12 protein-coding genes are annotated in these 12543 nt (G+C 63.6%); 1 reads left to right on the top strand and 11 read right to left on the bottom strand.

Annotation, left to right across the window (positions count from 1 at the left end; all coding sequences use genetic code 11):
• Positions 1-131: 131 nt before the first annotated feature.
• From ACMDCR_RS08610 to ileS, 3 genes are all read right to left on the bottom strand, one after another.
• The gene (locus ACMDCR_RS08610; RefSeq protein ID WP_413992130.1) at positions 132-764 is read right to left on the bottom strand and encodes a hypothetical protein; all 633 of its coding nucleotides are present in this window, start codon (positions 762-764) and stop codon (positions 132-134) included.
• A gap of 142 nt (positions 765-906) precedes the next feature.
• Positions 907-1458, bottom strand: coding sequence for a signal peptidase II (gene lspA / locus ACMDCR_RS08615; protein WP_413992131.1), 552 nt, complete (start codon positions 1456-1458; stop codon positions 907-909).
• A gap of 3 nt (positions 1459-1461) precedes the next feature.
• Entirely contained in the window at positions 1462-4530 is a 3069-nt protein-coding gene (gene ileS / locus ACMDCR_RS08620; RefSeq protein ID WP_413992132.1) for an isoleucine--tRNA ligase, read from the bottom strand.
• 324 nt (positions 4531-4854) lie between these two features.
• Here ileS and yghU point away from each other — a divergent pair, with 324 nt between their 5' ends.
• The gene (gene yghU / locus ACMDCR_RS08625) at positions 4855-5730 is read left to right on the top strand and encodes a glutathione-dependent disulfide-bond oxidoreductase (RefSeq protein WP_413992133.1); all 876 of its coding nucleotides are present in this window, start codon (positions 4855-4857) and stop codon (positions 5728-5730) included.
• Positions 5731-5814: 84 nt separating this feature from the next.
• Here yghU and ACMDCR_RS08630 read toward each other — a convergent pair whose 3' ends face one another.
• From ACMDCR_RS08630 to ACMDCR_RS08665, 8 genes are all read right to left on the bottom strand, one after another.
• A complete protein-coding gene (locus tag ACMDCR_RS08630) occupies positions 5815-6720 on the bottom strand; it encodes a S1C family serine protease (protein WP_413992134.1) in 906 nt (301 codons plus the stop codon).
• A gap of 196 nt (positions 6721-6916) precedes the next feature.
• Positions 6917-7246 (bottom strand): DUF6665 family protein, encoded by a 330-nt coding sequence (locus tag ACMDCR_RS08635; RefSeq protein ID WP_413992135.1) that lies wholly within the window; start codon positions 7244-7246, stop codon positions 6917-6919.
• A gap of 42 nt (positions 7247-7288) precedes the next feature.
• Positions 7289-7756 (bottom strand): type II toxin-antitoxin system VapC family toxin, encoded by a 468-nt coding sequence (locus ACMDCR_RS08640; protein ID WP_413992136.1) that lies wholly within the window; start codon positions 7754-7756, stop codon positions 7289-7291.
• Positions 7753-8022 (bottom strand): type II toxin-antitoxin system Phd/YefM family antitoxin, encoded by a 270-nt coding sequence (locus ACMDCR_RS08645; RefSeq protein ID WP_413992137.1) that lies wholly within the window; start codon positions 8020-8022, stop codon positions 7753-7755. Before ACMDCR_RS08645 ends, ACMDCR_RS08640 begins: the two co-directional genes overlap by 4 nt.
• 524 nt (positions 8023-8546) lie before the next feature.
• Positions 8547-10199 carry an FAD-binding dehydrogenase gene (locus tag ACMDCR_RS08650; protein WP_413992138.1) on the bottom strand — a complete coding sequence of 551 codons (1653 nt, stop codon included), beginning with the start codon at positions 10197-10199 and terminating at the stop codon, positions 8547-8549.
• A gap of 146 nt (positions 10200-10345) precedes the next feature.
• Complete coding sequence (locus ACMDCR_RS08655; protein WP_413992139.1) at positions 10346-11128, bottom strand: molybdopterin-binding protein; 783 nt, start codon at positions 11126-11128, stop codon at positions 10346-10348.
• Positions 11129-11130: 2 nt separating this feature from the next.
• Positions 11131-12015 carry a cytochrome b/b6 domain-containing protein gene (locus ACMDCR_RS08660; RefSeq protein ID WP_413992140.1) on the bottom strand — a complete coding sequence of 295 codons (885 nt, stop codon included), beginning with the start codon at positions 12013-12015 and terminating at the stop codon, positions 11131-11133.
• A gap of 116 nt (positions 12016-12131) precedes the next feature.
• Positions 12132-12359 (bottom strand): hypothetical protein, encoded by a 228-nt coding sequence (locus tag ACMDCR_RS08665; protein WP_413992141.1) that lies wholly within the window; start codon positions 12357-12359, stop codon positions 12132-12134.
• Positions 12360-12543 lie beyond the last annotated feature (184 nt).

Consider the following 12543-nt stretch of genomic DNA (forward strand, 5'->3'; position numbering starts at 1 on the left):
AATGTGGAGCCCCTCGCTTGTGAGGTCAATGCAGCAGAAGGGCAGTTGGCCTGGCGGAGGTGCGGTTCGCGCAAACAAAATGAAAAAGGCCCGGAACGATCCGGGCCCTTCGAAAGTCGATCCTCGATGCCTCAGTGCATCTTCGGGGTCTTGAATATCCGCTCGTACCACGGCGCGCTCTCGTTGGCCTGGGAAGGCAGCGGCTCGTCGCCGCCGATCGGAGCAGAGGCCAGCGGCTTGCGATAGCCGGAAGGCGGATCGGTGAGGGAGCGGCGCGGCGGCTCCTGCCCAACGACCAGTGGCGTATCGTCCTCGTCGCCGGTCTTGATGCGCTTGCCATAGAGGTCACTCGGCTTCAGTGGCACGGCGCTCGTCTTGGCGGCGTCGAAGGGTTCAGCGCTATCCACCTGGCCGCCACCGGACCCCTGACCGCTAGCCATCTCGTCGGGCGAGAGGCGGCCGTCGCCATGTTCCGGCTTGCCCTTCGGAATGATGCCGGCAGACTTGCGCTTCTTCTCGTCCGGATCGTTCGGCCAGTTGGGGTCCGACGCATTGGATGTCGCGGTGCCGGGCGCCGGCAGGTCTAGTTGCTTGGGCTTCACCAGCGGCGCGCGCTCCGAATAGTTGATCGGCGGCGCATCGTCTTCGGTGCCCAGCATCTTCTGGAAGAAGCCCTGAACCGACTGCGCGCTGGCGGCACCGGCGGGGGCGATGACAATGAACGCAGTGGCCGTAGCCAAACCGATCCAATTCTTTGTCCGCATCCTAAATCCCAATCGCTGCTCGAACCCAGAAGATATCTCTGGAAATTACATCTTCCAGGAAAGTTGGTAAACTTTCTGCAGAGAAAATGCGTCAAAACAAAGAATTCCTGCCCAATTCAATCCATCGGGATCAGAATATCCACTAGGATAGATGGGCCCGAGGCTCCTTGTTCAGGACGACGTCATACAGCAGGAGGGCCACGCCTGCAACGATGGCGACGTCAGCGATGTTGAAGACGTACCAGCTGAAGCTGCCGACATGGAACAGAAAGAAGTCGGCCACGCCTTCGCGACGCAGCCAATCGGCCGTGAAGGGCCCTTCGATCGCCAGCAATCCGTCGATGGCATTGCCGATGGCGCCGCCGATGATCAGGCCGATTGCTACCGCCCCGGCGCGGGTGGGAATCCGCGCCAGCCAGGCGAGCAGGAAGATCGTCGCCAACAGGCGGAAGGCTACCAGCAGGATCATGCCAACCTGGCTTTCCTGCTGGAACAGTCCATAGGAGACACCCCGGTTCCACACCAAAGTGAACTGCAGGAACGGCGTCCAGTCCACCGGCCCCTGAAAGGCGACCTGGTCGGCGATACCGAAGATATGCAGCGCCCAGACCTTGAAGCCCTGGTCGAGAATGATGGCGACGAGCGCCACCAGCATTCCCAAAACCGTGAAACGACCGATGAAGCGTGACAGCATCGATCAGGCCCCTAGTCTGCTTCCGGCTTGCGCCTGCCATTCCCTCATCGCCGCCGCGTCGCGCGGGGTGATGTCGAGGAAGGCAGGATCGGCGGTCTTCGGGTCGAAATAGCGCCAGGAACGGGCGCACTTCACGCCGGAAGCCTTGCCGGGCACCACGGCGACGCCCTGAACACCTTCGAGACGGAAGGCCTCCGCCGGCCCGTCTCCGGCTTCGAGTGTCAGGCCGGAGACGATGCAGACATCATCGAAGTCGACGCTGCCGACCAGGCTTCGGGTCGTTGCATCGCCGATATAGACCGTGGGCGCGGCTTCCAGCGAGGAGCCGATGCGCTTGGCGGCGCGTTCCTGTTCCAGCGCGCCAGTGACGACGCGCCTGACATCGCGGATGACCTCCCACTTCTTCGCAAGCTCCGGATCGAGCCAGGCGGGATCGGCGCCGGCAAGCGGCTCGAGATGCACCGAGACCTCCTCTCCAAAACGCGAGGTCCACGCTTCCTCCATGGTGAAGCACAGCACCGGCGCCAGCCAGGTGGCGAGGCTCGTGAAGAGCCTGTTCACTACGCTGAGCGCAGCCCGGCGGCGCAGTGACGATCTCGGGTCGCAATAGAGCGCGTCCTTGCGCACGTCGAAATAGAAGGCCGAGAGGTCCGAGGTCATGAAGGTCGCAAGCAGAGCGATGACGCGTTTGTAGTCGTAACCTTCATAGGAAGCATGGATCTGCGGGCCGAGCTCCGCCAGCCTGTGCAGCATCAGCCGCTCCAGTTCCGGCATCTCGGCGGCCGGCATGTCGTCGCTTCTTTCGTAGTGGGCGAGCGTGCCCAGCATCCAGCGGATGGTGTTGCGCAGCTTGCGATAACTGTCTTCCACCGTCTTGAGGATTTCGGGACCGATGCGCTGGTCGTCGGCATAGTCGGATGTCGCCACCCACAGGCGCAGGATGTCGGCGCCGGAGCGCCTGATCACGTCCTGCGGGGCGACGGTATTGCCCAGCGACTTCGACATCTTCTTGCCCTGCTCGTCGAGCGTAAAGCCGTGCGTGAGCACCACGTCATAGGGCGCCCGGCCACGCGTGCCGCAGCTTTCCAGCAGCGACGAGTGGAACCAGCCGCGATGCTGGTCGGAGCCTTCCAGATACATCACCGTATCCTGGCCGCCATCGGCTTTGCGCACGATGCCGGCAAGACCCGGGAAGTGCCTGGGATCCTCCAGTGTGAAGGCATGCGTCGAGCCTGAATCGAACCAGACATCGAGGATATCGTTGACCTTGACCCAGCCTTCGGAGGCGCGTGCGCCAAGGAAGCGCTCGGCGGCGCCGTCCTTGTACCAGGCGTCCGCCCCCTCGACCTCGAATGCCCGAGCGATCGCTTCGTTGACGGCCTCGTCCTTGAGGATCTCGACGCCGCCGCCCCGCTTGTCGCGCACGAAGACCGAGATCGGCACGCCCCAGGCGCGCTGGCGAGAGACGACCCAGTCCGGCCGATTGGCGATCATCCCGGTGATGCGGTTTTCGCCAGCTGCCGGCACCCACTCCGTCACGCTGATGGCGTGCAAGGCGAGCTCGCGCAGGGACGAGCCGTCGCCGAGCACCGGGCCGCGATCGTTGCGCAAAGCGCCGTCGGCGGTGCGTGCGGGCGAGGCAGCGGGAACGCTGCCTGGCGGCACGACGTCGATGGGCATATCCATGGCGATGAACCACTGCGGCGTGTTGCGGAAGATCACCGGCTTCTTCGAGCGCCAGCTATGCGGATACTGGTGCTTCAGGCGGCCACGCGCGACGAGGTTGCCCTGCGCCACCAGCGCCTTGATCACGGCATCGTTGGCATCACCCTTCTCGCCCTTCTCCGTGATGACGCGCTTGCCCTCGAAGCCGGGGGCATCGGCCGTATAGAAGCTGTCGCCGTCGACGGGGTAGGGGATGTGGGTGGCGATGCCCTTGTCCTGCAGGAGGCGGGTATTGGCCATCCAGACGTCAAAATCCTCGCGGCCATGGCTGGGTGCGGTGTGCACGAAGCCGGTGCCGGCTTCGTCGGTGACGTGGTCGCCGTCGAGCAGCGGAACCCTGAAGCCATAGCCGGGATCCAAGCCCGCCAGCGGATGGGCGACCGTGAGCGTGGCGAACTCGCCGGCATCGACCCCGCCAAGGCGTTCGAAGGCCTCCACCTTGGCAGCCTTGAACACCTCGGCCGCCAACTTGTCGGCGAGGACGAAAGTATCCCCCACCTTGGCCCAGTTGTTCTCGGGCGCGGCGGTGACGCGGTAGAGGCCATAGGCGACGCGGCTGGAAAAGGCGATCGCACGGTTGCCGGGGATCGTCCAGGGCGTGGTCGTCCAGATCACGATGGCGGCCTTGGCGAGTTCGTCGCGGCGCGCGCCCTCGATAACAGGGAACTTCACCCAGACCGTGTCGGAGGTGTGGTCCTCATATTCGATCTCGGCTTCGGCCAGCGAGGTCTTCTCGACTACGCTCCACATCACCGGCTTGGAGCCGCGATAGAGCTGGTCGCTCATGGCGAATTTCATGATCTCGCGAGCGATCTGTGCCTCGGCGGGATAGGCCATGGTGAGATAGGGATGGCTCCAGTCGCCCTCGACGCCGAGGCGCTTGAACTCCTCGCGCTGGACATTGACCCAATGCTCGGCGAAGGCCCGGCATTCCTGGCGGAACTCGACCAGCGGCACCTCGTCCTTGTTCTTGCCCTTGGCGCGGTACTGCTCTTCGATCTTCCACTCGATCGGCAGGCCGTGGCAGTCCCAGCCGGGGACGTAGTTGGAATCGAAGCCCAGCATCTGCTGCGAGCGCGTCACCATGTCCTTGAGGATCTTGTTGAGCGCATGGCCGATATGGATGTTGCCGTTGGCATAGGGCGGACCATCATGCAGCACGAATTTCGGCCGCCCGGCAGAGGTCTCGCGCAGGCGCTTGTAGAGATTGCCCTTCTGCCAGCGGGCCAGGATCTCCGGCTCCTTCTGGGGCAGGCCGCCGCGCATAGGGAAGGCCGTCTGCGGCAGGAAAAGGGTCTGGGAATAGTCGAAGCTGTCGGCTTCGGGAGGGGACACAACGTCGGTCATGGAAACAGGTCCGTCGATACGGATGGAGAAGACAAGCGGCGCAAACCCGGACCTTCCGCGGAGCTCAGCCGAGCCCGCACGCGGAAGCCGGGACGATAATTCGTATGAGGCGCAGCGTATCTGTCATGCGGGCGTGAATAGCAGGCTATCGCGGCGGGATAAAGCGCGGCGGGGAATTTTCTGGGCATTTGCGAGCCGAGCGGGGGGAGGCTTGCGTCGCGCTCTTTGCAAGAAGTTGAGCACCACACTCTCGCTCCGCGATATTGTTTCGCTCCATCGTGCGCCTATATCCGTGGCATCCGCTATCACCCCGGAGCCCAACGCATGACCGACACGCCCGATTACACGCCTCCGAAAGTCTGGACCTGGAATAAGGCGAACGGCGGCCAGTTCGCCAGTATCAACCGGCCGATCGCCGGCCCCACGCATGAGAAGGAACTGCCGGTCGGGCGCCATCCGCTGCAGCTCTATTCGCTCGGCACGCCCAATGGCGTGAAGGTCACCATCATGCTGGAGGAGCTGCTGGCCCTTGGACACAAAGGTGCCGAATATGATGCCTGGCTGATCAAGATTGGCGATGGCGAGCAGTTCGGCAGCGGCTTCGTCGACGTGAACCCGAACTCGAAGATCCCGGCGCTGCTGGACCGCAGCGGCCCCAAGCCGATCCGCGTGTTCGAATCCGGCTCGATCCTGTTCTACCTCGCCGAGAAGTTCGGCGAATTCCTGCCCAAGGACACAGCCACCCGCGCCGAATGCATGTCCTGGCTGTTCTGGCAGATGGGCAGCGCGCCCTATCTCGGCGGCGGCTTCGGCCATTTCTACGCCTATGCACCGACAAAAAACGAATATGCCATCGACCGTTTCGCCATGGAGGTGAAGCGCCAGCTCGACGTGCTGGACCGGCGCCTGGCCGAGGTGACGTATCTTGCCGGCAATGACTACACCATCGCCGACATGGCCGTCTGGCCCTGGTATGGCGGCCTGGTGAAAGGCTGGCAATATGGCGCGGGCGAGTTCCTCGACGTGCAGAGCTACGAGAACGTACTGCGCTGGGCCGAGACGATATTCCAGCGTCCGACCGTGCAGCGCGGGCGCATGGTCAACCGCACCTCGGGCGACCCCTCGACCCAATTGCGCGAGCGCCACGACGCCAGCGATTTCGAGACGAGGACGCAGGACAAGCTGGAAACCGCGAGCTGAGCTGGGACTCGGGGAGCGGGTCTTCAGACCCGACTCTTTACTGCGCACGCCACGCACAGGCGGGTCCGAAGACCCGCCCCCCGTTCACTGCAACTGCGGCTTCCTGAGAAAGCTGTTGCGGTCGGCCGACTTCACGCGCAGCCAGGATTCGCGGCCCTCGCGCAGGATACGCAGCGGCACTTCCGCGCCGGCCGGCCCGGTCTTCCAGACCTTGCGGTAGAAATCAGCGAGGCCTTGCACTTCCTCATTGCGCACGTCGGAGATGATGTCGCCCGGGCGCAGGCCTGCCTTGGCGGCCGGGCAGCCGCCGGCGACACTGACCACCACCACCTTGCCGTCGCTCTCCGCCGAGAAGGCGCCGAGCCAGGGACGCGGCGGGCGGTTGACCTGGCCGCGCGTCAGGAGATCGTCGAGGATGGGCGGCAAGAGGTTGATGGGCACGACCATGTTGATGTCGAAGCTCTCGCCGTTGCGATCCATCTGCAGGAGCAGCGAGCCGATGCCGAGAAGCCGGCCATCATTGCCGATCAGCGCCGCCCCGCCCCAGGACGGATGGGCGGGTGCCGTGAAGATTGCCTCGTCCAGCAGATATTCCCAGTAGCCGGCAAATTCCTGCTTGGCCACGATATTGGCTTCGACATAATGGCCGGTGCCGTCGGCAAAGACGGCTTCATCGCCAACCTCGGCCTTGCCCGAATCGCCGAGATAAAGAGCCGGCAGGTCGAGCCTGCCGAGCGCCTGCACGAGGCCGAAGCCGGTCGTCTGGTCATAGGCCAGCGCGTGGGCGGGAACAACGCGACCGCCCTGCGTGGTCAGCCAGACCTCCTCGGCTTCGGTGATGAGATAGCCGATGGTGAGCACCAGCCCGTCGTCGCGGATGACGACGCCGCTGCCCTCGCGCTCGGTGCCGAGAGCCCCCGCAGTGAAGGCTTCCTGTGGAATGATAGAACGCACGGCCACGACCGAGCGCATGATCGACTGAATATCCATGGCTTTCATCTTGATAGGGCGCGGCTTTCGGACTGAGCACCGCGAGAGGCGGCAAAAGCCGCATGCATGACATCTTACGAAGGTATGAAAGCCTGGCTGCGGGCGCAAGGCACGGGATGGGTAAAAGCGCGTCAAGAATGGGTGAGGCGCAGGATTGGTGTGCCTCACTTCGCCAGCTGCCAACTACCCTCTTGTCTCACGGCGTCCGTCGCACGCCGAGCTGCACCAGCACTTCGCGCGGGATCGCGAGGTCGCGGATCACAGCGCCATGCGAAGATTGGCCCATCAATTCGCGCTGGATGAAATAGCCCCAAACCGCCTCGGCTGCTTCCGCCAGCAGGCGCGGGCGCTCCGGATCGTCGGTGGGCAGGGCGTTGAGGACTGCCACTGCCTTTGCGGCGGCCTCGCCGGTGCGCTCCAGCGAGATCGCCTTCTCCACACGGATCTCCGCGGCGAGGACATCGACGGCAGCATTGGGCGAGAGGCCGGACAGGTTCTGCGGTGGGCGGACGGTCATGGCGGCCATAGTGCCGCCGTGGCTGCCCTTTGTCGATCTCCCAGCGGCCCATCAACGATGGTGCAGGGGACTCAGGGGAGAGGCGGTGATGTCGTCGTGCCAGGGATCGAAGATAGCAGCACCACTACGCTGCAGGTCACGCTTACTTCGTGAAACCAGATAGAGATCCGCCTCGATGGCCGTCGCCGCCATCAGCGTGTCGATGACCGGCGGCGGATGTCCGGTATCACGCTTGACGCGGCCGGAGATGCTGCCCCACCTGCGGACCACGCTGTCGCTCAAGGGAAGGATACGGCCGCCGAAGCGAAGTTCCAGGGCATCGCGTATGGCTGCGAAGCGTTGCCGGTTCGGATCATCCTCGGGGAGATTGGCGATACCCTTGTCATATTCGGCGAGCGTGAGAACACTCAAGAACAAGCTATCCTCATCGACGGCGCGTCCCCAAGCCTTGACGCTCGGCGCTCCGTTCGGCGCGGCCAGCGAGGCAATGACATTGGTGTCGAGCAGCCATCCGATCACAGATCGACATCCCGGCCGGAGTCGGTTGTGCGCGACAGGTCGAGGCCTTCGGCGTGAAGGCTCTCCATGAACGCGACGAATGGCAGGGGTTCGGCCTTTTTCGGCAGAAGGCGCTGCAGTTCCTCGACATCGATGATCGCCACCGAGGGCCTTCCGCGGACGGTGACGTACTGAGGCCCTTCCGCATGCGCGCGACGAACCACCTCGCTGAACCTGGCCTTGGCCTCCTCCAGCTTCCAGCTGGAAGATTTCAGATTTCGCGGCATTGCTACCTCCTGACTAGCTAGTCAGATAATAAGGTACCGACCGGTGTTTTGCCAGTCTCTCGTCAGCTTCCGGCGTCCAAAGCATCAAGGATCGTCCAGTGCTTCAGGTCCTCCTGGCGCTGCGAGACGCGTCTTTGGTAGCTTGCCCTGTTCTTGGTGCGGATCAGGCTGTTCCTGGCTAGAGCGCTTTGCCTTCAGATCGAATCACCAAGATTCGCAGTGCTTTTGATGCCAGCAAGTTAATTCGAAATCCGCTCCTACCTCAACGCATTTTGCTCTCGGGTCCGCCAGTCGAGGTCGGGCTTGAGGTTGCGGATTTCGTGCTCGACATGACCGCGTATGTCCTGACGAGCGCTCAAGATCCATTCCCGCTCGTGCGAATCCTTCAAGAAGGTGTTCAGGCACGGAGTGGCGGTCTCCGCCACCATATCGGCTCTCGCCGATGTGGTGAGGCCATCTTCCCTCCGGCCATATGTTCCGGTTCCCAGCATGGCGGTCGGAGACCGCCACTCCAAATCCCGCTCCTACACCATCCGTGCCACCGCTCGCCCGGCCTGCCGCCCGCTGAACAGGCATCCGCCGAGGAACGAGCCCTCCAGCGCCCGGTAGCCATGCATGCCGCCGCCGCCGAAGCCGGATGCCTCGCCTGCGGCGTAGAGGCCTGGGATCACGGCGAGGTCGTGGCCGAAGACGCGGCCGTCGAGGTCCGTCTCCAGGCCGCCCAGCGTCTTGCGGGTGAGGATGTGCAGGCGCACGGCGATAAGCGGGCCATGGGCGGGGTCGAGCAAGGCATGCGGGGTTGCCGTGCGCACCAGCCTGTCGCCGAGATAGCGCCTGGCGTTGCGGATGCCCATCACCTGGCCGTCCTTCGAAAAGGCATTGGCGATCTCGCGGTCGCGGCCTTCCACCTCGCGTCGGACTGCGGCGGCATGGAGCAGCGGCTCGCCGGCGAGTGCATTCATACCGCCGACGAGGCTGTCGAGGTCGTGGCGCACCACGAAATCCTCGCCATGTTGCTTGAACGCCTCCACTGGCGCGGTCGCCTGCCGTCCCCTGATGCGGGCGAGGATCAGGCGCCAGTCGCGCCCGGTGAGGTCGGGGTTCTGCTCCGAGCCCGACAGCGCGAATTCCTTGCGGATGATGCTTTGGGTGAGGATGAACCAGGAATGGTCGAAGCCGCTGCGGCGCAGATGTTCCAGCGTTCCGAGCGTGTCATAGCCCGGATAGAACGGACCCGGCAGGCGCCGGCCCCGCGCATCGAGCCAGAGCGAGGAGGGGCCGGGCAGGATGCGGATGCCGTGCTGCGGCCAGATCGGGTTCCAGTTCCTCAAACCCTCGACGTAGTGCCACATGCGGTCGCGGTTGATCAGCCGCGCCCCGGCCGCCTCGGCGATGCCGAGCATGCGCCCGTCGACATGAGCGGGCACGCCGCAAACAAGGCTATCGGGTGGCGTCCCCAGCCGCGCGGGCCAGTTCTGCCTGACCAGATCGATATTGCCGCCGATGCCGCCGCTGGCGATGATCACCGCCCCGGCCTGCATCTCGAAGTCGCCCACCGTGACCCGCGAACTCGCCATCCCGCGGGCGGACTCGTTCGGCTCCAGCAGGCTACCCTGCACGCCGGTGACGACACCGTTGCGGACAACAAGCCTGTCGACGCGATGGCGGAAGCCGAAGGCGATCCGCCCGGCCCGCTCGGCCTCTAGCGCCCGCCGCTCGAACGGCTCCAGCACGCCCGGCCCGGTACCCCAAGTGACGTGGAAGCGCGGCACCGAATTGCCATGGCCGAGGGCATTGCCACCCCCGCGCTCGGCCCAGCCCACCACCGGAAAGATGCGATGCCCCATGCCGCGCAGCCAGGCGCGTTTCTCGCCGGCTGCAAAACGGAGATAGGCCTCCGCCCAGCGCCGCGGCCAATGATCCTCCGGGCGATCGAAACCGGCCGCGCCCAGCCAATCCTGGAGCGCGAGATCATGGGAGTCGCGGATGCCGAGCCGGCGCTGCTCCGGACTGTCGACCAGGAAGAGCCCGCCCAGCGACCAGAAGGCCTGCCCGCCGAGATTGAGGCGCGACTCCTGGTCCAGCACGATCACCCGTTTGCCGGCGTCGGCGAGCTCGGTCGCCGCAACGAGACCGGCGAGACCAGCGCCGACGATGATGACGTCTGCATCGGGCATGGGGGCTCCGAGGGAGGGCAAACTTCCAGGGCCGGTCACCCTGCCTTCGGAGGTCATCCTATTCGATATCAGCGGATGATTTGTAGGGGCGAATGTCGGCAGATGCCGGGAGTGGCCATTGCAGGCCGTCTTTCGACCCTTGTTGATCAGATGCCCCCATACCACTCATAGCCATTGTCTTCCCAATAGCCGCCATGGCCCATGCCGATTTGGGCGAAGCTGTCGACCAGCTCGATCTTCTCCAGATATTTCGGCATCTTGTAGCCGAGCTGCCGCTCGACTCGTACGCGCAGCGGGGCACCATTTGCGACCGGCAGAGGCTTGCCGTTCATGCCATAGGCCAGGATAGTCTGGGGATGCCGGGCGTCGATCAGATCGATCGAACCGTAATATTTGGTGCCATCGTCTTCGTCGATGGTATCCATGCAGTAGAACACCACATAGCGCGCCGAAGGTTTCGGCTTGGCTTCATCGAGCACAACTGACAAGGGGACCCCGGTCCATTTTGCGATGCAGCTCCATCCCTCCACGCAATCATGCCGCGTGATCTGCGTACGTGATGGCATGGCCTGCAATTGGGCGAGCGACAGCGACAGGGGCTTTTCGACCAGGCCGCCAACCTCGAGTTTCCATTCCTTGAAATTGTCGGATGCGAGCTGCTTGTAGTCTTCGTCGTCCGGATCCGTGCTGCCGTTCGGCCGCTGTGGCTGACGGATGTCCGCCTCCGTGAACTCCTCTGCCAGGGCATTGCGATCAGCCAATGCGCGGTGGACACGGTAGGTCAGGTTGTTGGCGCTCTCGAGGACGTTGCGGACGCTGCTGTCCCTGTCCAGGTCATCCAGCACATTGCAACTTGCGAGCAAAAGGCCCGAACCGCCGATGGCGGCGCCGGTGAGGAAGCTTCGACGGGACAGCCTGAACTTCGACATTCTCATATCTCCTGCTCAGGCGTGCTGTGGGGTGGCAAAGGGGGATCGATGCGATACCAGCCCGTAACGATCGAGCGCAGTTCGTTGAGCGGGCCCGCGGCGATCACCATCAGGATGTGCACGACGAAAAAGCCGACCAGCAGCAGCATCATGCAAAAATGGATGGTGCGCGCCGTCTGCCGGCCACCCAGAATATCGGCCAGATGGGGCACGGCGGCGTCTATCCCAGGCGACATCGTCAGACCGGTCAGAATGATCAGCGGCAGCACAACGAAGAGCACGCCGCCATAGGCCAGTTTCTGCAGGGTGTTGTAGTCCCGGGTGTGATGGAACCTGAATTTCAGGTGGTCGGTGACGTCCCGGGGCAGGTTTCGCAGGTCTCTGCCCCGCGGAACGAGGTCACGACCGAGGTGCCCGTTGATCAGGCCGCCAACGAACCAGCCAAGGAAGGTGATGACCAGAATCCAGGCAAAGAAAAAGTGCACCACCCGCCCGGTCCCGAGATCCTGATAGGAGGGTATTGTCACCCAGCTCGGAAAGCCGCGTTCCGTCGGCGTATTGTCGACTGCCGACAGGCCCAGCACGCCTGTGGTGTCAAAGCTCTTGCCGAACACGCGGGTAAAGCCGACGGGACCCGCCGGCGTGTCCTCGGAGCCTATCGCCAGTACTTCATTGGAAAAGCCGAAGCCTGACTGATTGCCGATGTAGAGCGTGGGATGGGCGTTGAAGATCTGCAGGCCGGACAGCAGCAGAAAGAACATCGCAAGGGCCCAGGTCCAATGCGTGACGCGCGTCCACAGAAACTGCCGATAGACGAGAGGCTTTGCGCCTGCGGATAGCTTCGCTTCGTCGGAACCGGATCGCCGCTGTTCCACCTTGTCGATCATCGCGGTACTCCGTAAGCGCCCATTTCGCCGGGTGAGGGCGGTTGGGACCGGGAAGATGCCGCTGCCCGCATCCGTCGGCCTGAGCCGGCAAATGCGGGCTAGTCGGCGAAATTGGCTTAATGCTGCATCGGCATCATGCTGTGCGATTTGCAGGCCTTTTCCATGGACTTCATCTTCATGGCATCAGTTTCCATTTTAGCCTTCTTCATGCAATCCGCCATCATGGCGTTCTTCGACATGGGCTTTGCCTTCATGGTTTCGGTCGCAAAGCCATTGCTAACCATCGTGAGCCCAATTGCTGCTGCGAGAAGTGTCGAGGCGGTCGTCTTCTTGATCGGGGTCATTGCTCTTCTTCCTGTTGTGGGGTCCCGCCGGCCGGGGCCCCGGTTGAGTTGCCCGATTGGGCAGTCCGGATCCGGGCGCCATGGCAGGCATCCTCATCCGAATTCCAGGAACGTCGTCCCCTGCAGCAAAGCGCGACTGAGCTTAAACGCCGTCTTGCGCCAACTCTTTGTTTCGACGCGTTTT

The sequence above is a fragment of the Labrys okinawensis genome (assembly GCF_047345005.1).
In the GTDB taxonomy this organism is placed as follows: domain Bacteria; phylum Pseudomonadota; class Alphaproteobacteria; order Rhizobiales; family Labraceae; genus Labrys; species Labrys okinawensis.